This is a genomic window from Ruegeria sp. AB11 (assembly GCF_056536325.1).
The window spans coordinates 692,382-716,304 of sequence record NZ_JBQFJO010000001.1; the positions used below are offsets into that span (position 1 = coordinate 692,382).

Here is a 23,923-nt window from a genome sequence, read left to right on the forward strand (position 1 = left end):
GTCTTTAATCGACCAAATTGCTAAGAAACACCAGTGTGACGGGAAACAAATCTGCGGCACATACTGCCGCAGACCCTTACTCGTAGACGCGCTGGTCCTCGATCACCAACCCATCCTTGGGCAATGAACCGGGGGCAACGACCTCAATCGCGCCTTTGAGTTTCAGCACCTCGACAACCGATTTGGCATAGGCACCGTCATTCTCGCAGGGACTTTCAATCTGTACGGTCATCGTGTCCATCTCGCCCTGACGGGCTGCGATAACGCGGGCTTTGACGATCTCGTCATGCTTATCCACCAGTGCGGCCACCTGTTCGGGACGCACAAACATACCCTTGATTTTGGTGGTTTGATCAGCGCGCCCCATCCAGCCTTTGATGCGCATATTGGTGCGCCCACACGGAGAGGTTCCGGGCATGATAGCCGACAGATCGCCTGTGGCGAACCGGATCAGAGGATAGTCGGGGTTGAGAGTTGTTACGACGACTTCACCAACCTCACCTGGGGCAACGGGTGTGCCAGTGCCCGGCGTGACAATCTCGACGATGACGTGTTCGTCGATAATCATCCCTTCCATGGCCGGGCTTTCATAGGCGATATTGCCCAGATCCGCTGTAGCATAACATTGCAGGCAAGCTATGCCCCGATCCGCGTACTCTTGACGCAAGGAAGGAAACAACGCACCCCCGCCCACGACCGCCTTCGAAAACTGCAGAGCAACACCCATCGCGTCAGCCTTTTCGAGGATGATCTTGAGATAATCCGGGGTTCCGGCATAGGCCGTGCAACCCACATCGCGCGCAGCGGTTACCTGCAGTTCAGTCTGCCCAGTACCGGCTGGCAGAACCGACGCGCCCACAGCCTGGGCACCGCTTTCGAAAATCATACCTGCAGGGGTCAGGTGGTATCCGAAACAATTCTGCACGATATCGCCCGGGCCCACGCCTGCTGCATTCAGAAAGCGGCCCATGCGCCACCAGTCGTGATCGGTGCTGCCCGGCTCATAAATTGGGCCCGGTGACTGGAACACATGCTGGAAGTTCCGCACAGGTTTCACTGTAAACCCACCAAATGGTGGCCGCCCAGCCTGTGCCTTGGTCAGGTCAGATTTCCGCAGCACCGGCAATTGCGCCAGCTCCTGCATATCAGTCACTGCGTCTGACTGCACATCAGAAAGGATATCCTTGTATCCGGGTGCTGCCTGCGCGCGGTTGATCTGTTCAGGCAAGGCGCGCGCATGATCCGCTGCGCGTTCATCGGCTGATCGGGTTTCAAGCTTATCGAAATAGGTCATCGAAATATCCTCTGCCCGCTTACAGCCATCTCTTGCGACGGCGGTATGAGCGCACGTCGCGAAAGCTCTTTCGGCCCTCGTCTGACATGCCGAGATAAAACTCCTTAACGTCAGGATTCTCGCGCAATTCGGCAGCAGGTCCATCCATCACAACGCGACCCGATTCCAGAATATAGCCGTAATGGGCAAACCTTAGAGCCACATTTGTGTTCTGTTCGGCCAACAGAAAGGACACGCCTTCCTTCTCGTTCAGGTCTTTTACAATGCCGAAAATCTCTTCGACCAACTGCGGGGCCAAACCCATCGAGGGTTCATCCAACAGGATCGTCTCGGGGCGCGACATCAGCGCCCGGCCCATCGCCACCATTTGCTGTTCGCCGCCCGAAGTATATCCGGCCTGCGACCGGCGGCGTTCCTTCAAACGTGGAAAGTAATTGTAAACCAGTTCCAGATCCTGCTGGATGGCAGCCGAGCCGTCTTTGCGTGTATAGGCGCCGGTCAGAAGGTTTTCTTCGACAGTCAGATGTTCAAAACAATGGCGGCCTTCCATTACCTGGATCACGCCCTTTTCAACCAGAACAGCCGGATCACTTTCATGCACGCTGGTCCCGCGATATTTGATAGAGCCTTTGGTAACCTCGCCCCGTTCGGAATGCAGAAGGTTCGACACCGCCTTAAGTGTCGTGGTCTTACCCGCGCCGTTTCCGCCCAATAGGGCAGTAATACCGCCTTTCGGCACAGTCAGGCTAACGCCTTTCAGCACGAGGATCACATGATTATAGATCACCTCGATATTGTTGACTTCAAGCAATGTTTCGGCTTGTACATCAGTGGTTTGTGCAGCATCCAGCATCAGCGCATATCCTCATGCCTGCCCCGTGGGACCGTTTAATCGGGGCGGCAGCTTACCGCCGCCCCTAAGTTTATGGTCGAAGCAGGCCTTAGTTGCAGCGCGTTTCGACGTTGTTTTCGGCTGCATATGCGCTCGAGTCTTCTTCAACCAGCGCACCGATCACCTCACCATCGGTTGGCTTGAAGTCCGAGATCAGGTTCCATGTTTGTGTACCTGCATCCCACTGAGAGACGCCGATCAAGCCAGGCCCGCCATGGTTATCGCACGATACCTGGAAGGTCGGACCAAAGTTCGGCATACCCAGAGAGGCCATGCGCTCTTCGGTGATGTTCAGCTGCTCCATCGCGTCCCGAACCATACCCGGTGTGACATCCCCGGTTCCATTTGCTTCCTGCGCGTCCTTGATCGCTTCGGCGGCGAGCATCGCTGAGTAGAGGCCACGGTTGTACAGAACGGTACCAACCTGATCGCCCGCGCCTGCGGCCTTTCCGGCATCCACGACATGCGTCCTGATGTCGTCAAATACAGGGAAGTCATCACCAACGGCATGGAAGGTTACGGCCTTGTAACCGTTCGCCTTGTCGCCAGCAGGCAGTACGTCATGCTGCGCGCCCGACCACCAAACGCCGATGAAGTTCTCCATCGGGAAGCGGATATTGGCAGCCTCCTGAATGGCGACCTGGTTCATTACGCCCCAGCCCCACATCAGGACAAAGTCTGGCTTTTCACGACGGATCTGCAGCCACTGGGATTTTTGCTCTTGTCCAGGATGGTCGACCGGCAGCAACGACAGTTCGAAGCCGTGCTTTTTCGACAGCTCTTCCAACGTTCTGATCGGTTCCTTGCCATAGGCTGAATTGTGATAGACCAGAGCGATTTTTTTGCCGTTCAGATCGCCTCCATTTTCGTCGAGCAGGTAGTTGATCGCGCCCGAGGCACCGTCCCAGTAATTCGCGGGATAGTTGAAGACGTGGCTGAACACCTTGCCGTTGCGAGCCGAAGTCCGGCCATAACCCATTGTATGCAAAGGGATGTCATCCGCCGTTACTTTGGGGATCAACTGATATGTAATACCGGTCGACAAAGGCTGATAAATCAGCGCCCCTTCGCCTTTGGTTGATTCATAGCACTCCACACCTTTTTCGGTGTTATAGCCGGTCTCACATTCGATCACGTTGACAGGAACACCGCCAATACCCCCGTCTCGTTCATTGAGCAGGGTGAAATAGTCAGCATAGCCATCAGCAAACGGAATACCGCCTGCAGCGTATGGGCCCGTACGATAGCTGAGCGATGGGATCACAAGATCTGCGAGCGCAGGTCCTGCTGCCATCAGCGCGCCCAGCGCCAGGGTAGCCATTTTCTTTTTCATCGGGTGTCTCCTCCCTTAGTTGATCCGATGTTGGGTTTCGGGCTTCAGCCGCCCGTCTTTTCATTGGGCCTGCCCACTAGTGCGGGAACGGCCAGAGTCTGAGTTTCTCTTTCGCGACGCGCCAAAGCTGCGCCAGCCCGTGGGGTTCAAGAACAAGGAATATGATGATGAGAGCGCCCACAATCACGAGGTTCAGGTGCGCAACGATATCGGTGGGCCAACCCAGCAGATCGACACCCAGCAGCTTTAGGACAACTGGCAGCAAAACCAGAAATGCCGCCCCCGCGAAGGACCCAAATATAGACCCTAATCCGCCGATAATTACCATGAACAGCACCAGGAATGATTTCTGAATACCGAACACTTCACCCACTTCGACCGCGCCCAGATAGACAGCAAAGAACAGTGCGCCTGCAATGCCTACGAAAAACGAGCTGACGGCAAAGGCGGTAAGCTTTGCCTTGAGCGGGTTCACTCCGATGATCTCGGCTGCGATATCCATGTCGCGGATCGCCATCCATGTTCGGCCCGTAGTGCCGCGTGTCAGGTTACGCGCGATGATCGCACTGAAGGTCAAAAAGATCAGGCAAAACAGATAGGTCGCCCAGGCAGGCGCGTTCGGACCGGTGATGATGATGCCAAACACGTCCCGTTCGGGCGAGTTGATCTGGCCAGAGGCCGAGTAGTTGTAGAACCACGGCACCCGGTTGAATAGCCATACAAGGAAGAACTGTGCAGCCAGCGTGGCCACCGCAAGGTAGAACCCTTTGATCCGCAAAGAGGGCAGACCAAACAGCACGCCCACTAGCGCAGTGACGCCGCCTGCCAACAGAACATGGATGAACATGCTGACATCCGGAAACGCCGTCATCAGCTTGTAGCAAGCATAGGCCCCCACAGCCATGAAACCACCTGTTCCCAGCGAGACCTGCCCGCAATAACCAACGAGGATATTCAACCCGATTGCAGCGATCGCATAGATTAGGAAGGGCAGCAGCAGTGCGTTGGCCCAATAGTCGTTGATAATGAACGGAATGACCCCGAACGCCACTGCCAACACGACGTAGTACCGATACCGGTCAAACTTGATCGGGAAAGTCTGGCTGTCCGCTATGTAGGAGGTTTTGAAGTCTCCGGCCTCACGATAGAACATATCTTACTTTCCCCATTCTTCCTGCGCCCTATTGCGGGCTGCGGCATCCAGTTGATTGGAGCCCTTGGCGTATCCGGTCGCCTCAGAGGCGCGCACCAGTTTCATGTAGGCGAGGACGCCCATAACAAGCCCGGCAAAAGCCAGAAGCACAGCGATCACAAGCTGGCCTTCACTTAGATCACTGGACGTCAGAGCGATGTAACCAAAGGCCCAGAACCCCGCCCATGCGATCACGTTGATGATGGCGATCAGCTTGGTCATCCCCTACACTCTCTCAATGATCTTCTCGCCGAACAGGCCTTGCGGCCGGAACACCAGAAAGATCAGCGCCAGTACATAGGCAAACCAATTCTCGGTCGCGCCACCAACTAAGGGGCCGATGGCAAACTCGAACAGTTTTTCGCCAACACCGATGATCAACCCACCGACGATTGCTCCGGGGATCGAGGTGAACCCGCCCAGCATCAGCACCGGCAGCGCCTTGAGTGCGATGAGTGACAGTGAGAACTGAACGCCCGACTTGGTGCCCCACATGATCCCTGCAACTAGCGCCACGAACCCGGCCACCGACCAGACCATGACCCAGATGAAATTCAGCGAGATCCCGACCGACAGCGCCGCCTGATGGTCATCCGCCACCGCACGCATCGCCCGACCCTGTTTGGTGTACTGGCTGAACGCGACCAAGGCCGCCACCAGCAGCGCCGCGATGATCGTCGCCACGATGTCCAGATTGTCGATGAAGAAGCCATAGTCGAAGATGTTAAAGGTGGTTTCATCAATCCACAGGTTGATGCCCTGTGGCAGACCCACATCCAGCGTCTTGATCTCGGACCCCCACATCAAGTCCGCCACGCCTTCAAGGAAATAGGCCAGGCCGATGGTCGCCATGAACAGGATGATCGGTTCCTGCCCAACCAGATGGCGCATCACGAACCGCTGCACGGCCCAGGCCAGCAGCACCATCACCGCCATGGTCAAAATGATTGCCAGCAGCGCGGGGACGTTCCAACCAAAGTAATGAACATGCGTGCCAAAGATGGCGTTGATCAGATGCGCAAAAGGTACCTGCCCATTCATGATCCCGACTAGCGTCATCGCCGCGAACAAGGCCATAACCCCCTGCGCGTAATTGAAAATCCCCGACGCCTTGTAGATCAGAACAAAGCCCAGCGCGACCAGCGCATACAACACCCCGGCCATCAGACCGTTAAGGATGACCTCCATCGCAAATACGAGTTGTTCAGGCATGCCAGCCCCTCCCCAATTCTGCCCGAGCATCAGTCATGACTGACCCCCAGATAGGCGTCGATGACTTCCTGATTGTTGCGCACCTCATCCGGCGTGCCGTCACCGATCTTCTTGCCGTAATCCATCACGACCACTCGATCGCTCAGGTCCATCACCACGCCCATGTCATGCTCGATCAGGGCGATGGTGGTGCCAAACTCGTCATTCACGTCGAGGATAAAGCGGCTCATGTCCTCTTTCTCTTCGACATTCATCCCGGCCATCGGTTCATCTAGCAGCAGCAACTTGGGCTCCGCCGCCAGCGCTCGCGCTAATTCAACGCGCTTCTTCAAGCCGTAGGGCAAGCGAGACACAGGCGTTTTGCGGATGTGCTGAATTTCGAGGAAATCGATGATCTTCTCGACCGCCTCCCGGTTCTCGGTCTCTTCCGCCTCGGCCTTACCCTTCCATAAGGCCTGCTGCAGGATGTTCGTCTTCATAAAGCCAAGGCGTCCGGTCATCACGTTGTCGAGAACGCTCATACCTTCGAATAGGGCAATGTTTTGAAACGTCCGCGCAATGCCTTGTTGCGCCACCTCGAAGGGCCGCATCGGCGGGCGCTTGGACCCGTGGAACCAGACCTCGCCCTCCTGCGGGACATAGAAGCCCGAGATCACATTCAGCATCGAGGACTTACCCGCCCCGTTCGGTCCAATGATCGCGCGAATTTCGCCTTCGCGAATGTCGAACGAGATATCCTTGATCGCCACCACACCGCCAAAGCGCAGGGTGATGTTCTTCATCTCCATCACCACACCGCCGATCTTGCGGCCGTCTTCGGTGACATATCCTTCGGAGTTATCCAGCATCAGAACCTCCCTGACACAAAAACGGGACGGCGGGCGGGGTGATGACCGCAGGTCGAGCGGCGCACGTCAGCCCCCTCATTCCGCCGCCACCTTGTGTTGCGCGACCGGCACAACCGGCGCATCGACAATCTCCAACGTCGCAGAAATCGAACCCTTGCGACCATCTTCATAGGTCACCTCGGTGGTGGTCGACACTTGGCCAGACCCGTCATAAAGCGCAGCGATGATGTCGTGGAATTTCTCCTCGACAAAGCCACGGCGCACCTTCCGAGTCCGGGTCATTTCTCCATCGTCGGCATCCAGTTCCTTGTGCAGAACCACAAAGCGATGCACCTGACAGCCCGACAGCATTTCATCAGCCGCAACTGACTTATTCACCGCTTCCACATGGCCGCGAATCGTCTCTAACACTCGGGGATGACCCGCTAGCTCCTGATAGGACGCATATGCCACGTTGTTGCGTTCGGCCCAGTTTCCAACCGCGGTCAGATCGATATTGATGAAGGCGACACAACGATCCTTGCCATTGCCAAACAGCACGACTTCGAGAATATCAGGATAGAACTTCAGCTTGTTCTCAACATATTTCGGCGCGAACATCGATCCGTCGGCCATTTTGCCAACATCCTTGGCGCGATCGATGATCCGCAAATGGCCCGAGCTTTCTTCGATGAACCCGGCATCACCGGTCGCAACCCAGCCCTCGGCATCTTTGGTTGAAGCCGTGGAGTCCGGATTGTTGTAATACTCAACAAACACACCGGGCGAGCGATAGTGGATTTCGCCGCTGTCATCGATCTTCAGCTCGACATCCGGCGCGGGCACACCAACCGTATCGGCACGCACCTCACCATCCGGCTGCACGGTGATGAACACAGTTGCTTCGGTCTGGCCATAGAGTTGTTTCAAGTTGATGCCCAAAGAGCGATAGAAATCAAAGATTTCCGGCCCAATTGCCTCACCCGCTGTATAGCCCACCCGAAAGCGGCCATAACCCAACGTATCCTTGAGCGGGCCATAAACCAGCAGGTTGCCCAGCGCGTATTTCAATTTGTCGCCAAAGCCCACAGGCTTGCCGTCCAACAGCAACCCGCCAACCTTTTTGGCATGGGCCATGAAATGATGGAACATGCGCTGCTTCAGCTTGCCTGCATCCTCCATACGGATCATCACATTGGTCAGCTGAGTTTCGAATACGCGCGGCGGTGCAAAGAAATAGGTCGGCCCGATCTCGCGAAGGTCGGTCATCATCGTGTCGGCGCTTTCGGGGCAGTTCACACAGAAGCCGCACCAATAGGCCTGACCGATGGAGAAGATGAAATCGCCCACCCAGGCCATCGGCAGATAAGACAGGATGTCCTCATTCCGGGTCAGATGATCGAAGTCCGCCGAGTTCTTGGCGCTTTCGATCACATTCCGGTTCGACAGCACCACTCCCTTGGGCTTGCCCGTCGTTCCGCTGGTGTAGAGCATCACGCAGGTGTCGTCATAGGTGATCTCGGCGATGCGCTTGTCGAGTTCCGCATCAAACCGCGCGTGGCCGGCACTGCCCTCGGCCATGATGTCTTCAAGCGCGTTCATCTGGCTGTGGTCGTATTTCCGCATCCCGCGTTTATCAGTATACAGAATGTGCTTGATCTGATGCACTTTTTCCTGAATTTCGATGACCTTGTCGACTTGCTCCTGATCACCGCAGACGACATATTTTGCGCCGCAATGCTCCATCACATAGGTCATCTCTTCGGCAACAGCGTCTTGGTAAAGCGGCACTGGGATCGCGCCCACCATCTGTGCCGCGACCATCGACCAATAATGCGCCGGGCGATTACGGCCTATGACAGCAATATGATCGCCATTTTCAACGCCAATCTCCAGAAAACCCAATGCAATGGCGCGGATTTCTTTGGCGGTTTCGGCCCAGGACCAGCATTGCCAGATCCCGAATTCCTTTTCGCGGTAAGCCGGGGCATCCCCGAACTGGGTCACATTGCGGTGTAACAGCGCCGGAAGGGACTGCATCCCACCAGCGCCCGACTGCGTCTGAGCCAATCTTTCTCTCCTCCCCATCCGACCCCTCCTCGGGCCGGAAACGACAAGCCGGGAACACGCCCCGGGCGCCGATGCCCCGATAAGGGACGCGGATAAGATCAGCGTCAAGTTTTGCCTGATGTTTTCTCAATTCTTACGAATTGTAACAGGGCACCGTGTCGGCAGGTCGAGATCCGGGACCCGACCACATCTGCTAAGGCCAAGCCCTTTGGTGTATCGAATTTAGATAAAGCACTCCGAACAGTTGAAGAAGGGGAGGGCTGCGCCACATTTCCGCCGGTATTAAGTGAGATTACATCTATGCAGTTATGCAGTGAATTTGGTACAGGCACCGCGAAATGGACTTTTCAGAACTGGCTCAGATAGCCATATCCAAAATTTCGGGCTTTGCGGATAACGCAAACCTGCGGCATTTTTGGGTTTATGTCCTGTGTGGTATGAGCATCGCAATCGTCGCCCATCGATTGGGAGGAGATGACCGCAGATTTCATTCGGTTTTCTTCAATAAAGAAGTCTGGGGATCCCGCTCGGCCTTCATTGATTATGTAATCCTTCTTCTCAATCCGATCGTCTTTGTCTTTGCCCTCGATTGGATCGTCAACACACTCTGGAAGCTGACCCCTGTGGTCGCTGATGGAATCCGGTCTTTGGGCGCAGACCTTCAAAGCGAGGGTGGCTCGGTCTGGGTCGCCGTCGCGCTGACCGTCACGCTGTATGTCGTGAATGATTTTATGCGCTGGTGGATGCACTATCTGCAGCACAAGGTTCCGTTTCTTTGGGAATTCCACAAGATACATCACTCGGCAGAGCATCTGAACTTTGCAACCGCCGAGCGGCACCATCCATTCGATGCGGTATTTTTCGGTTTCGGCGCAGTAGGTGCGGCCGCTATCGTGAATGGTGTCTTCATAGGTCTGTTTGGTGATCATCTGACCGCCTATCAGATCGGTGGCGCAAATGTCATATTCTTCGGGTCCAATCTCATCGGTGGTGTTTTGCGCCACAGTCCCATCTGGGTCAGCTATGGCCCGCGTATTGAGAAATGGCTGATATCACCCGCCATGCACCAAATCCATCATTCGAGCGACCCTAAGCATTGGGACAAAAACATGGGCGGTGGATTGGCGGTTTGGGACCGGATGGGCGGTACGCTCTATGTCCCCAAAGGCCGGGAAGATTTACAGTTTGGCATCGGACCGGAAACTGAAGACTATCGGACCCTATACGGCGTGTATGTCGAGCCACTGATGAAAGCAGCTCGGATTTTTCAACGCAGTTGAACAAACTTGAGAGGTGAGCCCCTGTAGCCCTCTGGAACAGTGGCTCTCACCCTGTGCCTACAGCCAATCCCGCAAAATCGGGATCAACGGAACATCCGCCGCAGGCATCGAGTAATTTCTCAGATCATTCGCGCGTACCCACTTTAGCGCCTGCCCTTCCTTGGATTGCGGGATGCCTTCCCATTTGCGACAGGCAAACAGCGGCATCAGCAGGTGGAAATCGTCATAGCTGTGGCTGGCGAAAGTCAGGGGTGCGAGGCACGACGCCCAGGTGTCGATGCCCAGCTCCTCGTGCAATTCGCGGATCAGCGCAGCCTCAGGGGTTTCGCCGGGTTCGATTTTTCCCCCTGGGAATTCCCAAAGACCAGCCATAGATTTGCCTTCGGGGCGTTGGGCCAGCAGGACGCGGCCCTCGATGTCGATCAGAGCCACCGCAGACACTAAGATTGTTTTCATGAACGGTAATCCGCGTTGATCTCGATGTAGCCGTGGGTCAGGTCGCAAGTCCAAACGGTGGATTTACCTTCACCCAATCCCAGATCGACTGCGATCACGAGGTCTTGGCCTTTCATGTAAGCGGCGGCGTCTTCCTCGCGGTAATCGGGACTAACCCAGCCTTTTTCGGCGACAAGGATGTCGCCGAAAGAAATGCTCAGAAGGTCGCGGTCAGCAGCAGCGCCGGATTTACCGATGGCCATGACGATACGACCCCAGTTCGGGTCTTCGCCTGCGATGGCGGTTTTGACCAGAGGCGAGTTGGCAATGGCCAGCCCATGGATTTTGGCGTCAGCGTCCGTTGCAGCTCCGGTCACACGAATTTCTACGAATTTCGTTGCCCCCTCACCGTCGCGCACCACTTGCTGCGCGAGGTCCAGCATCACGGCTTCAAGTGCCTGCGCAAACGCGTCGTTCCCCGTGGCATCAACGCCCGAGGCTCCGGTCGCACACAGAAGCAGGCTGTCAGAGGTCGAGGTATCGCTGTCGACGGTTATACAGTTGAAGGTCCGATCTGTCTGTGCGCCCAACATCGCTTGCAGGGCGGATTGTTCGACATGGGCGTCGGTGAAGATATAGACCAGCATCGTCGCCATATCAGGCGCGATCATGCCGGAGCCCTTCGCAATCCCTGCGATAGAGACTATTTTGCCATCGATCTCAACCTGCGCGGATGCCCCTTTTGGGAAGGTATCCGTGGTCATGATCGCCCGCGCCGCGTCTTCGATGGCGTGCCGATTTAAGCCGGATTTCAAGGCCTCAAGCTGGGCGACGATGCGGTCATGGGGTAGCGGCTCGCCGATGACTCCGGTGGAAGAGGTGAAGACCCGCTCCACCGCAACGCCGGTGGCTTTGGCGACGGCTTGCGTCACCTCGGCCACCGAGGTTTGTCCATAATGACCGGTAAAGGCGTTGGCATTGCCCGAATTCACCAGGATTGCCGCAGGCCCATCACACGGTCCGCCGATTTTGTCCTGACAGTCCAGAACTGGCGCCGCGCGCGTGGCTGAACGGGTGAAAACCCCAGCCACCGATGTGCCCGGATCCAGCACCGCCATCATGACGTCAGTGCGGCCCTGATAGCGGACGCCCGCCTCAACCGTGGCAAAACGTACGCCGTCGATGGCAGGCAATTCAGGAAAGGCCTCTGGGGCCAATGGTGATACCTTGGTGATCGTCGCCACGCGCGTTACTCCTGCAGCAGCTCGATCTGGCGCATGACCTCGGGTCCAACCCCTTCCAGCGCTGGACGTTCAATCGTTGCCTGCTGCGTCAACTCGTCGACTTTGGCCTGAATCGCGTCCTGCCGGATGGTTTGGGCCAGTTCATCACGCACGACGGCCAGTTCCGGGGCCTGCGTTTTGCGTTTATCGTTCAGAGCAACCAAATGCCATCCGAATTGCGTCTGGACGGGTTCCGAAACACTGCCTTTTTCCAAAGCTACAACCGCGTTTTCGAACTCGGGCACCATCTGACCTTTACCGAACCATCCCAGCGAACCGCCATTGGGTCCCGAGGGGCCGGTGGACTTCTCTTTCGCCAATTCGGCGAAATCCGCGCCCTCGTCCAACTGGGCCTTGATGGCTTTGGCTTCGTCTTCACTTTCAACCAGAATATGGCTGGCGTTGAATTCGTCCTCGCCCTCGAATTCGGCAAACTGCGCATCATAGGCGGCTTGGATTGCTTCATCCGTAACCTCGGCAGCGGTGATCGCCTCAACCGTCTGTACCGCACGCAGGGACCGCGTTTCGTTTTCCAGACGCAATGCGTTCAGAGGGTTCAGAGCATCCTGTTGCTGACCCAACAGGTGTTGCTGGACCAGTTGTTCAAGGATGAAGTCATAAAGAACGTCGTCTTCCAATTGCTGATACTGCGCGGGCAGAGCAGACGCGGTGGCGATGACGTGACCTAATGTGATCTCATCACCATTCACGCGCGCCACGACGGTCGAGGCATCTGGCTTGGTTTCGGCGGCCAACGGCAGGGCCATCACGGCAGCAAGCGCCAGCGATGGCAGAAAAGTGAGGCCTTTGGGCATGGAATCATCCTATTTCTTTGCCGCGACAGGGCGCAGCGTTGACACTTTAGAACCTGCCGCTTACATCGCTTTGAAGCCTTGGACAGGGCCGCCTTTCACCCCCCGTATCTATGGGTTGCGCGCAAGGTGGGCAAGCCTGTCGCAACCACGATAAGAACAGATCCGCTGGAGTGAACATGCTGGGACTCGGAACGCTCGCCAAAAAGGTGTTCGGAACACCGAACGACCGCAAGATCAAGGCGACCCGCCCCCTGATCGAAAAGATCAACGCGATGGAGCCCGAGTTCGAGAAACTGACCGACGAAGGCCTGATCGAGAAGACCGCTGAGCTGCGCAAACGGGCGCTGGACGGTGAAAATCTGGATGACCTGCTGCCTGAGGCCTTTGCCAATGTCCGCGAAGGGGCCAAGCGCGCGCTGGGTCTTCGGGCCTTTGACGTGCAGTTGATGGGGGGCATCTTCCTGCATCAAGGCAATATCTCGGAAATGAAGACGGGTGAGGGAAAGACTTTGGTCGCCACTCTCCCCGCTTATCTGAATGCACTGAGCGGCAAGGGCGTGCATGTGGTTACAGTGAACGAATACCTGGCCAAGCGCGACTCGGAATGGATGGGCAAGGTGTTCGCGTCCGTGGGCATGACCACAGGCGTGATCTGGACAGGTCAGCCCGATGCCGAGAAAATGGCCGCGTATAACTGCGACATCACGTATGCCACAAACAACGAGCTCGGCTTCGACTATCTGCGCGACAACATGAAGGCCGATCTGGAGCAGGTTTATCAGAAGCACCACAATTTCGCGATTGTGGATGAAGTGGATTCGATCCTGATCGACGAGGCTCGGACCCCGCTGATCATCTCGGGGCCTGCGCAGGACCGGTCGGATCTGTATACTGCCATCGATGCGGTGATCCCGACATTGCAGGACGATCATTATTCTCTGGATGAAAAAAGCCGCAACGTGACCTTCACCGATGAAGGCAACGAGTTTCTCGAGCAGCAACTGCTTTCGGCGGGTCTGCTGCCCGAAGGGCATTCGCTGTACGACCCTGAAAGCACCACTGTGGTGCATCACGTCAATCAGGGCCTGCGCGCGCATAAACTGTTCCAACGCGACAAGGACTATATCGTCCGGGATGGGAATGTCGTGCTGATCGACGAATTCACCGGTCGGATGATGCCGGGTCGTCGCCTGTCTGAAGGCCTGCATCAGGCCATCGAAGCCAAGGAAGGCGTGCAGATTCAGCCCGAGAACGTGACGCTGGCCAGCGTGACCTTCCAGAACTATTTCCGCCTTTACGACAAGCTGTCGGGCATGACCGGCACCGCGCTAACCGAGGCCGAGGAATTTCAGGAAATCTATGGTCTGGGCGTGGTCGAGGTTCCGACCAACAAGCCGATTGCGCGTGAGGACAAGGACGATCAGGTTTATCGCACCACGGGTGAGAAATACGGCGCCATCATCGAACAGGTCAAAAAGGCCGGTGAAAAAGGTCAGCCGGTCCTGGTCGGCACCACGTCGATCGAAAAGTCCGAAGTGATCAGCCAGATGCTGGACAAAGAGGGAATCGAACACAACGTTCTGAACGCCCGCCAGCACGAACAGGAAGCGCAGATTGTGGCCGATGCAGGCCGTCTGGGCGCGGTGACCATCGCCACCAACATGGCGGGCCGCGGCACCGATATTCAGCTGGGCGGCAATGTCGAGATGAAGGTGCTTCAGGCGCTCGCCGAAAACCCCGAGGCTGACCCGGCCGAGCTGCGTGCGGCAGAAGAAGCCAAGCACGCGGAAGAAAAGGAAAAGGTGCTAGAGGCTGGCGGTCTTTACGTGATGGCGTCCGAACGCCATGAAAGCCGCCGGATCGACAACCAGCTTCGCGGACGTTCGGGACGTCAGGGTGACCCGGGCCGCACGGTGTTTTACCTCAGCCTCGAAGATGACCTGATGCGCATCTTCGGTTCGGAACGACTGGACAAGGTCCTGACCACGCTGGGCATGAAAGAGGGCGAGGCGATCATTCACCCTTGGGTGAACAAATCGCTTGAACGGGCGCAGTCCAAGGTCGAAGGTCGCAACTTCGACATGCGCAAGAACGTTCTGAAGTTTGACGACGTGATGAATGACCAGCGTAAGGTGGTGTTTAGCCAGCGACGCGAGATCATGTCAGCGGACGATCTGTCGGATGTGGTTTCGGATATGCGCGAGCAGGTAATCGACGATATGATCGACGAATACATGCCGCCGAAAACCTATGCTGATCAATGGAATACCGAGGGGCTGCATGAGGCCGTCAAGGACAAACTTACCATTGATGCACCGGTTCAGGACTGGGCCGCCGAAGAGGGGGTGGATGACGAACAGATCCGCGAACGCCTGATCAAGGCAGCCGATGAAATGATGGCACAGAAAGCCGTCGCCTTCGGCCCCGACAATATGCGTAACATCGAAAAGCAGGTTCTGCTGCAAACCATCGACGGCAAATGGCGCGAACATCTTCTGACGCTGGAACATTTGCGCTCGGTCGTGGCTTTCCGAGGCTATGCCCAGCGTGACCCGCTGAACGAATACAAGAACGAAAGCTTCCAGCTGTTCGAAGGGATGCTCGATTCGTTGCGTGAAACCGTGACCCAGCAATTGTCGCGCGTTCGCCCGCTCAGCGAAGAGGAACAGAAGGAAATGTTGGCACAGATGGCCGCGCAGCAGGCCCAGGCCCAGCAGGCAGTGGATAAGGCGGCGGGACAGGCCGAAGCAGTGGCAGATGCGCAAGCTTCGGGCGATGCCCGCCCTGGCTTTGTCGAAGATGACCCTACAACCTGGGGAAATCCGTCGCGCAATGATCCCTGCCCCTGTGGTTCAGGCAAAAAGTTCAAACATTGCCACGGTAGATTGACCTAACGTCATCCACTTTCAAACACAATGAGTCCGCGTCAAGGCCACATATTGGCCTTGATTCAGAGGCAAGTTACGAGTCGCTCCTTCAACTGGGGAGGGTGTCTTGTTTGTAATAAAGAACTATGTGACCACGGGCGGAACTGTTGCCTGCGCCCTGGCCATCGGGTATCTGATGCAAAGCGGATCCGCGCAGCAACTCAGCGCTGATCCAAGCGGCGCGCGTGTCGCGTCGATCTCTGAGCAGGGCGCGGATCTTGCCGGGTTGCAAAGCGTTGTTCTGACTTCTTCCTCCCCCACCGAAGCGCACAATGAGATTAAACCAAAATCCTCGCTTCCAGCTCCCGAACAAAGCCGTTTGCCATCCAACTGTGATCTAAGCGCGCGCGCTTTGGCTGTACCCGGTGCGAATGCACGGTTGCGAGTCAAGGCCCCGTGCCATGCAAATGCAACCATCGAAGTTCATCATAACGGGCTGGTATTCAGCACCGAAACCGATGCGCTTGGTGGCTTGAACCTGACTGTTCCGGCGCTGTCCGAATACGCCATATTCTTGATCTCACTGCCCGACGGCAAAGGTACAGTTGCAACAACGCATGTGCCAGAGATCAACGACTTCAACCGGATCGCCCTACAATGGCAGGGTAAGACAGAGCTGCAGTTGCACGCATTGGAATTCGGCGCAGGCTACGGAGAAAAAGGCCACGTATGGACTGGCTCTGAGGCCGGCGGTGAGGGTTCGGTGATCCATCTTGGACAGGGCGGCTCTGACATTGCACGCAATATTGAAGTCTATTCCTTCCCGATACAATCCGCGACCGAGACGGGCTCGATCACCCTATCAGTCGAAACTGAGGTCACCGAGGCCAATTGCGGCAAACCTCTGAACTTGCAATCGCTGGAATGGCGCGTGGATCAACGCCTGAGATCCCGCGATCTGACATTGGATATGCCGGGTTGCGAAACGGCTGGTGATTTTCTGGTGTTGAATAATCTGTTCACAGACCTGACAATCGCTGCCAAATAGGCAGCAGGCAATTCAACGGTCCACAATGAAAATCCTTCGTGCGGCATTTGTCGCGCTTTTGTCCTTGTCCTTGGCACAGGGAGCCTCCGCGCAAGACATCACTCTGACCTCAAACGACGGCAAGGTCGAAGTCGTCGGCACATTGCTTGGGTATGATGGTGAGTTTTACCGCGTCGATACGCAGTTTGGCGAACTGACGATCGATGGCTCGGGCGTGACATGCGATGGACCAGCCTGCCCCAATCTGACCGATTTTGTCGCCGAAGTGCGATTTTCAGGTTCATCCGTTATGGCAGAAACTTTGATGCCGGCACTCGTGCAGGGTTTTGCCGAACAAGAAGGTCTGTCGGTATCTGTTTCAGAGACTGCCGTAACCCAACGTGAGTATACATTGCATCATCCTGACCGCTTTGCACCTTTGGCCAGGTTTACCTTCTCCGTAACCGGCACCTCTCAGGGGTTTACCGATCTTGCAAAAGGCGCGGCGGATATCGTTCTTGCCCAACGCGAGATTCGGCCGGACGAGGCTAAGTTGAACCGCGACGCTGGATTGGGTGATCTGACTCAGGCACGCCGGTCGCGGGTCTTGGCACTGGATGCGATTGTTCCGATTGTATCTGACGACAATCCCATACGTCAGATATCCCCCGCAGACTTAACCAGAATCTTCACGGGACAAAATACAAACTGGTCCGATCTTGGCGGTCCCGATGCACCCATTTCTCTGTACCTGCCGAAAGCCGGATCTGGCCTCACACAGGCCATAGAGGATCTGTTGCTGGCACCGGTCGATGCGCCGATCTCAGCAGACGTTACATTTCATGCTCGCAACAGCGATCTTGTACGCGCGATCTCAGTTGATCCTTTCGCAATTGGTATCGCCAGCCTTGCTGAGACGGGCGAAGCGCGAGCGTTGCCACTGACCGGTGGCTGCGGTCATACCCTCTCGGCGACGAGGCAATCAGTAAAGACCGAGGACTACCCGCTCACCGCACCGATGTTTATCTACCTGCCGCAAAGAAGATTGCCGCGGCTCGCCCGGCAATTTCTGGCCTACACCCAAAGTGGCGTTGCACAAATGGTGATCCGGCAAGTCGGATTTGTCGATCAATCACCCGAGACCATCGGGATGGCGTTACAAGGCGAGCGGCTGGTCAATGCCGTCAGCACCGGCGGAACCGAAGTTGGACTGGAAGAACTACAGCGCATGATCGAAACCCTCCGCCCTCTGTCCCGGTTATCTTTGTCCTTCCGCTTCGAGCCCGGCTCGTCGCGACCCGATGCGCAATCCCGCTCTAATATCCTGCACCTGGCGCAGGTGTTGGAAAGCGGTAGGCTGGATGCGCGACAGGTGACTTTTGTAGGGTTTAGCGATGGCGACGGGGCTGCCACATCCAACACGCGCATTGCTCTGCAGCGGGCCAAAACCGTTCGTAACGCGGTGCTGGCGGCAATCGAAACGAGTATTCCTGCGAGTCTCGAGATAGCGGTTGAGGGCTTTGGCGAAGCGATGCCAATGGCCTGCGACGACACCGAATGGGGCCGCAAGGTGAACCGCCGGGTCGAAGTCTGGATTCGATAGCGGTCAAAGATATCCTTGTGCGCGAAAGCTCAATTCTGTCGATTTGCCGATAATCAAATGATCGTGCAAGGTCAGCCCCAGCGCCGTGCAAGCATCCTGAATCCGGTTGGTCATGTCGATGTCAGATTGTGAAGGCGTCGGGTCACCTGAGGGATGGTTGTGCACCAATATCAACGCTGACGCATTCAGCTCCAGCGCGCGTTTCGCCACCTCACGCGGATAAACCGGTACGTGATCCACTGTGCCCTTCGCCTGCTCTTCATCTGCGATCAGTACATTCTTCCGGTCCAGATAAAACACCCGAAACTGCTCGGTCTCGCGATGGGCCATCGTCGTGTGGCAATAATCCAGCAGCGCATCCCAGCCCGAAATCACATGCCGCTGAATCACCCGCGCTCGTGCCATCCGATGAGCGCAGGCCTCAAGAATTTTCAGATCGGTAATCACCGTGTCCCCGATCCCCTTTATCTGACGCAGCCGTTCCTCAGGCGCCGTCAACACGCGGTTGAAGTCGCCAAACGCATCCATCAGAGCACGCGCCAGCGGTTTCACGTCCTGACGCGGGATGGATCGGAACAAAGCCAGCTCCAGCAGTTCATAATCCGGCAACGCTGCTGATCCGCCAGACATGAACCTTTCGCGCAGCCGCTTGCGATGGTCTTTGATGTAGGAGGGTAACCGACCAACGGGCAGCGGCTGCGCCGGTGCTTCATCCGTATCGAACAGCATGGGGGCTTCGGCAAAGGCGTCTTGGGTCATAACCCCACTCTGACGCAGAATCGGTTTCCGAAAAGTTAACGCGCCTTATCCCTGCCCGTCGGATCGGCAACACACGGGTCCCCCGCTTCATCTGGCCATAAATATCTCGGGGGAGTCGCCCAAAGGGCGATGGGGGCAGAGCCCCCCTGCTTAACCGGATTAACCTTTCATGCCATCCCAGAAGGACTTCACAGAAGAGAAAAAGCTTTTCGATTCCGGGTGATTGTCTTCACCCAAATCGTCAAACTCACGCAGTAGCTCTTTCTGGCGGCTGGTCAGATTGACCGGAGTTTCCACGGCCAGTTCGATGAACATGTCGCCGATACCACCACCACGCAACGCGGGCATGCCTTTGCCGCGCAAACGCATCTGACGCCCGGATTGGCTGCCTGCCGGAATCTGAACGCGGCCGCGACCACCATCAATTGTAGGAACTTCGATCGAGCCACCCAGCGCCGCTTTACCCATACTGACCGGAACGCGACAATATAGGTTCACGCTGTCACGCTCGAACAGTTTATGATCCGAAACCTCGACAAAGATATAGAGGTCGCCCGGAGGGCCACCGCGCATGCCAGCCTCGCCTTCACCGGCAAGACGGATGCGGGTACCGGTTTCAACGCCCGCTGGAATGTTCACCGATAGCGCGCGATCTTTTTCAACACGACCAGCACCGCCACACGATTTACAGGGATTCTTGATAATCTGACCCAAACCGGAGCAGGTCGGACAAGTGCGTTCAACGGTGAAGAAGCCCTGTTGCGCGCGCACCTTGCCCATACCGGAACAGGTTGGACAGGTGGTGGGTTCAACCCCACCCTCAGCCCCAGTGCCCTCACATGAAGAGCAGGCCACGGCGGTCGGTACATTTATAGTTTTCTGCAGACCCGCATAAGCCTCTTCCAGCGAAACCCGAAGGTTATAGCGCAGGTCCGATCCGCGGGCTGCACGACGTCCACCGCCGCCGCCACGTTGGCCGCCCATGAAGTCGCCGAACAAGTCGTCGAAAACGTCTGAGAACGCGCTGGAGAAATCGCCCTGGCCGCCAAAACCGCCACCGGGACGACCTCCGCCACCCATACCGTTTTCAAACGCAGCGTGGCCAAAGCGGTCATAGGCCGCCTTTTTGTCGCCATCGCGCAGCACATCATAGGCTTCGTTGGCCTCTTTGAACTGCGCTTCGGCATCAGGATTGTCCTTGTTGCGATCGGGATGCAGTTCTTTGGCTTTCTTGCGAAAACCTTTCTTGATCTCATCCGCCGAAGCGCCCTTGGACACGCCGAGCACTTCGTAATAGTCGCGTTTGGACATCAGTTGTTCCTTCTGCCTCAACGTAATTGGGCCGGCCCGGCAACCGGACCGGCCCATATTGGCCCGGTTACCCGTTAGTTACGCTTGTCGTCGTCCAGATCTTCGAACTCGGCGTCGACAATGTCGTCTTCACCCGGTGCCTCATCGGCTGCCGCCGGCGCATCCTCACCCTCTTCGGCTTGCGCCTTGTAGATGGCTTCGCCCAGCTTCATGGCGGCTTCGGTTACGTTCTGAATGCCGGATTTGATCTTGTCGGCATTCTCGGTTTCCAGCTCGTCCTTCAGCGCGGCAATCGCCAGCTCGATGGCTTCGATGGTGGTCGGGTCAACCTTGTCGGCATGCTCTTCCATCGACTTTTCGGTCGAGTGGATGAGGCTTTCCGCCTGGTTCTTGGCGTCGACCAGCTCGCGGCGTTCCTTGTCGGCTTCCGCGTTCTCTTCGGCGTCCTTGACCATCTTTTCGATGTCCTCATCGGACAGACCGCCCGAGGCCTGGATGGTGATCTTCTGCTCTTTGCCGGTGCCTTTGTCTTTGGCCGAAACCGAGACAATGCCGTTGGCGTCGATGTCAAAAGTCACCTCGATCTGAGGCATACCGCGCGGTGCGGGCGGGATGTCTTCGAGGTTGAACTGACCCAGGATCTTGTTGTCCGCAGCCATTTCACGCTCACCCTGGAACACGCGGATGGTTACGGCGTTCTGGTTGTCTTCGGCGGTCGAGAAGACCTGAGACTTTTTGGTCGGAATGGTCGTGTTGCGGTCGATCAGACGGGTGAACACGCCACCCAGCGTCTCGATGCCCAGCGACAGCGGGGTCACGTCCAGCAGAACCACGTCTTTAACGTCGCCCTGCAGAACACCGGCCTGAATGGCGGCGCCCATGGCAACCACTTCGTCCGGGTTCACACCCTTGTGCGGCTCTTTACCGAAGAACTTGGTGACCTCTTCGATCACTTTCGGCATCCGGGTCATACCACCGACCAGAACAACCTCGTCCACGTCAGCAGCCGACAGACCGGCGTCTTTCAGAGCAGCCTGGCACGGCTTCATCGACTTCTTGATCAGGTCCGCAACCAGCGATTCCAGCTTGGCACGGGTCAGTTTCATGACCATGTGCAGCGGCTGACCGTTCGAACCCATCGAGATGAACGGCTGGTTGATTTCGGTCTGCGAGGTCGAAGACAGCTCGATCTTGGCTTTTTCAGCGGCTTCTTTCAGACGCTGCAGGGCCATCTTGTCAGCGGACAGATCGACACCGTGTTCTTTTTTGAACTCGTCCGCCAGGTAGTTGACGATGCGCATGTCAAAGTCTTCACCACCCAGGAAGGTGTCACCGTTGGTCGACTTCACTTCGAACAGGCCGTCGTCGATTTCCAGAATGGTCACGTCGAAGGTACCGCCACCAAGGTCATAAACCGCGATGGTTTGGGTTTCTTCTTTGTCCAGACCATAGGCCAGCGCAGCCGCTGTCGGTTCGTTGATGATCCGCAGCACTTCTAGACCGGCGATTTTACCGGCGTCTTTGGTGGCCTGACGCTGGGCGTCGTTGAAATATGCCGGAACGGTGATAACTGCCTGCGTGACTTCCTCACCCAGATAGCTTTCTGCGGTTTCCTTCATCTTACCCAAAGTGAAGGCCGAGATCTGGCTTGGGGAGTACTTTTCACCGCGGGCTTCAACCCACGCGTCGCCATTGCCGCCATCAACGATGGCGTACGGCACCATTTTCTTATCTTTTTCGACTTCGGCATCATCCACGCGACGACCGATCAGGCGCTTGACGCCAAAGATCGTGTTGTCGGGGTTGGTGACCGCCTGACGTTTTGCAGGCTGACCGACCAGGCGCTCATCTTCAGTGAAGGCGACGATCGAGGGCGTGGTCCGCGCCCCTTCGGCGTTTTCGATGACCTTCGGCTGCGAGCCATCCATGATGGCCACGCACGAGTTGGTGGTTCCGAGGTCAATCCCGATTACTTTTCCCATAATTTTGATCCCTTTCAATTTAAGGCGATGTCCCGAGGCCTGAACCCGTTACGGCATCCCGGCCCCGATCTGATGTGCGCGACAGCACTACACCATCGCGCGTCGAGGCGTATATAAGGGCGCAGACTGGGGCCTGCAAGCGGTCAGAAACGCAGGTTTTCGGGATTTTGTAGCCTTTTTTGGCAAGGTTCTGGCAAGGTTTGGGGATTCTTCCATGGCGCGGCTTCTTTTGCGCGGATTTGATATCCGCAAAGGCTATCTGGATGCGGTGTCGCAAACCCGCCTGGTTGACCTGTTGCGCCCGATTCTGAAGGCCGCGCCGCTCTATCGGCCCATCACCCCATCGGGCAAAGAAATGTCGGTACGCATGACCTCGGCCGGAGCATTGGGCTGGGTTACGGATCGGGCTGGCTATCGGTATCAGGATACCCATCCCAAAGGCATGACCTGGCCTGCAATCCCGGATGATATTCTGACGATCTGGCAAGACGTGACCGGTGCGGAACGTCAGCCCGATTGCTGCCTGATCAACTACTACGGCGAAGGCACCAAGATGGGCCTGCATCAAGACAAGGACGAGGCTGATTTTTCTTGGCCGGTGCTGTCGATTTCACTGGGCGATGACGCGTTATTCCGCATCGGCAATACGACACGCGGGGGCAAGACCGAGTCAATTTGGCTGAACTCGGGCGATGTGGTGATCATGGGCGGACCTGCCCGGCTGACATATCACGGGATTGACCGCATCCGATTTGGATCATCCAAACTGCTGCCGAAGGGCGGGCGTATTAATCTGACGCTTCGGGTCGCCACCTAGCGACGCGCCTCCCAGCTTTTTGACACGTGTTTGCGCGTGTAGAATTCAGCCAGCAACCCGATCATGGTCAGGACAATCCCCACCCAAAGCGCATATTCCCAACTTGTGTTGCGAGGAAAATAATTCCGGAACACAAAACCACGGCATTGGTCGATAACATGAAACAGCGGGTTCCAGGCAAACATGGTCAGCATGAACCCGCCCAGCGCGTTTCCCACGAACATCTTGCCGGAAAAAACCATATTCATCCGCCGATAGACATTTTTCAGGATGGTCACTGTATTGGGAAACCACGGCTTCAGCGCCAGAAACACGAGCCCCACCGAACACCCCGTAAACCAGGCAAGCACAAGCATGGCAAAAGCTCCGCCTGGCTCCTGAATCTCGAGCGGCGAAACGGCAACGCTGTAGACAAACAAAATCACCAGGATCGAGACAAGTTGGGTATAGAGCGTGCCTAGCGCCGAAGCCGCCAGCATCACCATCATGGTCATCGGCGAATGCAAAGTCATGGGATTGTTGCCATCTCCGACACCGGCAATGGCACCGACCGATTTGATATGTGTCAGAAACAGAAACACTCCAGACAGCAGAAAAAGTATGAACTCACCGCGTATCTTAGCGATCCGGGTGCCCATGAAAGACAGGATCAAGTAGAACGCTCCGGTGACCACAACCACCTGAAGAATATTAATAAGGATCGCCATCACCGCATTTGAATGCTGCGATCGGATATTGCGCACAATCGCATGGAATATCAGTTCAGCTGTGGTGAAGGCCCCGCCCAACAACGACTGATTTCGCTTATAGTGAAACACGCGACCACTCTTTCCTGCTCATGTCACCTGCAATCTGGCACGAAATTCTTGCTGTTCCGTATCCAGCGCATCATAAGTCCGTAAGAAACTTGGATCAACAAATCTC

General features: G+C 56.5%; 20 protein-coding genes. 5 read left to right on the forward strand and 15 right to left on the reverse strand.

What is annotated here, in order from left to right; genetic code table 11:
• Positions 1-76: 76 nt before the first annotated feature.
• The 8 genes from ACR3EJ_RS03605 to ACR3EJ_RS03640 all read right to left on the reverse strand — a co-directional run bounded on the left by ACR3EJ_RS03605 (position 77) and on the right by ACR3EJ_RS03640 (position 8,790).
• Positions 77-1,294: an acyl-CoA synthetase family protein gene (locus ACR3EJ_RS03605; protein ID WP_170542610.1), complete on the reverse strand. Its 1,218-nt coding sequence runs from the start codon at positions 1,292-1,294 to the stop codon at positions 77-79.
• A 19-nt stretch (positions 1,295-1,313) separates the two neighbouring features.
• A complete protein-coding gene (locus ACR3EJ_RS03610; RefSeq protein ID WP_029622175.1) occupies positions 1,314-2,147 on the reverse strand; it encodes an ABC transporter ATP-binding protein in 834 nt (277 codons plus the stop codon).
• Between the two features lie 88 nt (positions 2,148-2,235).
• A complete protein-coding gene (locus tag ACR3EJ_RS03615; protein ID WP_170542608.1) occupies positions 2,236-3,519 on the reverse strand; it encodes an ABC transporter substrate-binding protein in 1,284 nt (427 codons plus the stop codon).
• Positions 3,520-3,595: 76 nt separating this feature from the next.
• Entirely contained in the window at positions 3,596-4,672 is a 1,077-nt protein-coding gene (locus tag ACR3EJ_RS03620; RefSeq protein ID WP_170471018.1) for a branched-chain amino acid ABC transporter permease, read from the reverse strand.
• 3 nt (positions 4,673-4,675) lie between these two features.
• Positions 4,676-4,933 carry a hypothetical protein gene (locus tag ACR3EJ_RS03625; RefSeq protein ID WP_170542606.1) on the reverse strand — a complete coding sequence of 86 codons (258 nt, stop codon included), beginning with the start codon at positions 4,931-4,933 and terminating at the stop codon, positions 4,676-4,678.
• 3 nt (positions 4,934-4,936) lie between these two features.
• The gene (locus ACR3EJ_RS03630; protein WP_010442926.1) at positions 4,937-5,923 is read right to left on the reverse strand and encodes a branched-chain amino acid ABC transporter permease; all 987 of its coding nucleotides are present in this window, start codon (positions 5,921-5,923) and stop codon (positions 4,937-4,939) included.
• Positions 5,924-5,952: 29 nt separating this feature from the next.
• Positions 5,953-6,771: an ABC transporter ATP-binding protein gene (locus tag ACR3EJ_RS03635; RefSeq protein ID WP_170399285.1), complete on the reverse strand. Its 819-nt coding sequence runs from the start codon at positions 6,769-6,771 to the stop codon at positions 5,953-5,955.
• Positions 6,772-6,846: 75 nt separating this feature from the next.
• Entirely contained in the window at positions 6,847-8,790 is a 1,944-nt protein-coding gene (locus ACR3EJ_RS03640) for an AMP-binding protein (protein ID WP_170542684.1), read from the reverse strand.
• A gap of 368 nt (positions 8,791-9,158) precedes the next feature.
• Here ACR3EJ_RS03640 and ACR3EJ_RS03645 point away from each other — a divergent pair, with 368 nt between their 5' ends.
• Positions 9,159-10,100, forward strand: coding sequence for a sterol desaturase family protein (locus ACR3EJ_RS03645; protein ID WP_170542604.1), 942 nt, complete (start codon positions 9,159-9,161; stop codon positions 10,098-10,100).
• Positions 10,101-10,157: 57 nt separating this feature from the next.
• Here the strand turns inward: ACR3EJ_RS03645 and mutT are convergent, their stop codons facing one another.
• The 3 genes from mutT to ACR3EJ_RS03660 are packed head-to-tail and all read right to left on the reverse strand — an operon-like array spanning position 10,158 to position 12,633.
• On the reverse strand, positions 10,158-10,556 hold the full coding sequence (gene mutT / locus ACR3EJ_RS03650) for an 8-oxo-dGTP diphosphatase MutT (protein ID WP_170471024.1): 399 nt from the start codon (positions 10,554-10,556) through the stop codon (positions 10,158-10,160).
• The gene (gene argJ / locus ACR3EJ_RS03655; RefSeq protein ID WP_170542602.1) at positions 10,553-11,779 is read right to left on the reverse strand and encodes a bifunctional glutamate N-acetyltransferase/amino-acid acetyltransferase ArgJ; all 1,227 of its coding nucleotides are present in this window, start codon (positions 11,777-11,779) and stop codon (positions 10,553-10,555) included. Before argJ ends, mutT begins: the two co-directional genes overlap by 4 nt.
• Positions 11,780-11,784: 5 nt before the next feature.
• A complete protein-coding gene (locus ACR3EJ_RS03660; RefSeq protein WP_010442932.1) occupies positions 11,785-12,633 on the reverse strand; it encodes a peptidylprolyl isomerase in 849 nt (282 codons plus the stop codon).
• 176 nt (positions 12,634-12,809) lie between these two features.
• Between ACR3EJ_RS03660 and secA the strand changes: the two genes are divergently transcribed.
• The 3 genes from secA (at position 12,810) to ACR3EJ_RS03675 (ending at position 18,130) form a co-directional block, all read left to right on the forward strand.
• Positions 12,810-15,527, forward strand: a complete 2,718-nt coding sequence (gene secA / locus ACR3EJ_RS03665) for a preprotein translocase subunit SecA (protein WP_170542600.1) — start codon at positions 12,810-12,812, stop codon at positions 15,525-15,527.
• Between the two features lie 100 nt (positions 15,528-15,627).
• Positions 15,628-16,548 (forward strand): hypothetical protein, encoded by a 921-nt coding sequence (locus tag ACR3EJ_RS03670; protein ID WP_170542599.1) that lies wholly within the window; start codon positions 15,628-15,630, stop codon positions 16,546-16,548.
• A 25-nt stretch (positions 16,549-16,573) separates the two neighbouring features.
• Entirely contained in the window at positions 16,574-18,130 is a 1,557-nt protein-coding gene (locus ACR3EJ_RS03675) for a phosphate ABC transporter substrate-binding/OmpA family protein (protein ID WP_170542597.1), read from the forward strand.
• Positions 18,131-18,133: 3 nt separating this feature from the next.
• Here ACR3EJ_RS03675 and radC read toward each other — a convergent pair whose 3' ends face one another.
• The 3 genes from radC to dnaK all read right to left on the reverse strand — a co-directional run bounded on the left by radC (position 18,134) and on the right by dnaK (position 22,182).
• Positions 18,134-18,889: a RadC family protein gene (gene radC / locus ACR3EJ_RS03680; protein ID WP_170542595.1), complete on the reverse strand. Its 756-nt coding sequence runs from the start codon at positions 18,887-18,889 to the stop codon at positions 18,134-18,136.
• A gap of 159 nt (positions 18,890-19,048) precedes the next feature.
• Entirely contained in the window at positions 19,049-20,200 is a 1,152-nt protein-coding gene (dnaJ, locus tag ACR3EJ_RS03685; protein ID WP_010442938.1) for a molecular chaperone DnaJ, read from the reverse strand.
• Between the two features lie 74 nt (positions 20,201-20,274).
• Positions 20,275-22,182 (reverse strand): molecular chaperone DnaK, encoded by a 1,908-nt coding sequence (gene dnaK, locus ACR3EJ_RS03690; protein WP_170471036.1) that lies wholly within the window; start codon positions 22,180-22,182, stop codon positions 20,275-20,277.
• 214 nt (positions 22,183-22,396) lie between these two features.
• Between dnaK and ACR3EJ_RS03695 the strand changes: the two genes are divergently transcribed.
• The gene (locus ACR3EJ_RS03695) at positions 22,397-22,999 is read left to right on the forward strand and encodes an alpha-ketoglutarate-dependent dioxygenase AlkB family protein (protein WP_170703447.1); all 603 of its coding nucleotides are present in this window, start codon (positions 22,397-22,399) and stop codon (positions 22,997-22,999) included.
• On the opposite strand, the gene ACR3EJ_RS03700 is transcribed toward ACR3EJ_RS03695, so the two are convergent.
• Positions 22,996-23,817, reverse strand: a complete 822-nt coding sequence (locus ACR3EJ_RS03700) for an ABC transporter permease (protein WP_170542591.1) — start codon at positions 23,815-23,817, stop codon at positions 22,996-22,998. The genes ACR3EJ_RS03695 and ACR3EJ_RS03700 overlap by 4 nt on opposite strands.
• Between the last annotated feature and the right edge of the window lie 106 nt (positions 23,818-23,923).

Excerpts from the sequence above, each read along its gene's own strand:
- ACR3EJ_RS03605 (WP_170542610.1), bottom strand. The coding sequence starts at position 1,294 with ATGACCTATTTCGATAAGCTTGAAACCCGATCAGCCGATGAACGCGCA.
- ACR3EJ_RS03610 (WP_029622175.1), bottom strand. The coding sequence starts at position 2,147 with ATGCTGGATGCTGCACAAACCACTGATGTACAAGCCGAAACATTGCTT.
- ACR3EJ_RS03615 (WP_170542608.1), bottom strand. The coding sequence starts at position 3,519 with ATGAAAAAGAAAATGGCTACCCTGGCGCTGGGCGCGCTGATGGCAGCA.
- ACR3EJ_RS03620 (WP_170471018.1), bottom strand. The coding sequence starts at position 4,672 with ATGTTCTATCGTGAGGCCGGAGACTTCAAAACCTCCTACATAGCGGAC.
- ACR3EJ_RS03625 (WP_170542606.1), bottom strand. The coding sequence starts at position 4,933 with ATGACCAAGCTGATCGCCATCATCAACGTGATCGCATGGGCGGGGTTC.
- ACR3EJ_RS03630 (WP_010442926.1), bottom strand. The coding sequence starts at position 5,923 with ATGCCTGAACAACTCGTATTTGCGATGGAGGTCATCCTTAACGGTCTG.
- ACR3EJ_RS03635 (WP_170399285.1), bottom strand. The coding sequence starts at position 6,771 with ATGCTGGATAACTCCGAAGGATATGTCACCGAAGACGGCCGCAAGATC.
- ACR3EJ_RS03640 (WP_170542684.1), bottom strand. The coding sequence starts at position 8,790 with ATGCAGTCCCTTCCGGCGCTGTTACACCGCAATGTGACCCAGTTCGGG.
- ACR3EJ_RS03645 (WP_170542604.1), top strand. The coding sequence starts at position 9,159 with ATGGACTTTTCAGAACTGGCTCAGATAGCCATATCCAAAATTTCGGGC.
- mutT (WP_170471024.1), bottom strand. The coding sequence starts at position 10,556 with ATGAAAACAATCTTAGTGTCTGCGGTGGCTCTGATCGACATCGAGGGC.
- ACR3EJ_RS03660 (WP_010442932.1), bottom strand. The coding sequence starts at position 12,633 with ATGCCCAAAGGCCTCACTTTTCTGCCATCGCTGGCGCTTGCTGCCGTG.
- secA (WP_170542600.1), top strand. The coding sequence starts at position 12,810 with ATGCTGGGACTCGGAACGCTCGCCAAAAAGGTGTTCGGAACACCGAAC.
- ACR3EJ_RS03675 (WP_170542597.1), top strand. The coding sequence starts at position 16,574 with ATGAAAATCCTTCGTGCGGCATTTGTCGCGCTTTTGTCCTTGTCCTTG.
- radC (WP_170542595.1), bottom strand. The coding sequence starts at position 18,889 with ATGACCCAAGACGCCTTTGCCGAAGCCCCCATGCTGTTCGATACGGAT.
- dnaJ (WP_010442938.1), bottom strand. The coding sequence starts at position 20,200 with ATGTCCAAACGCGACTATTACGAAGTGCTCGGCGTGTCCAAGGGCGCT.
- dnaK (WP_170471036.1), bottom strand. The coding sequence starts at position 22,182 with ATGGGAAAAGTAATCGGGATTGACCTCGGAACCACCAACTCGTGCGTG.
- ACR3EJ_RS03695 (WP_170703447.1), top strand. The coding sequence starts at position 22,397 with ATGGCGCGGCTTCTTTTGCGCGGATTTGATATCCGCAAAGGCTATCTG.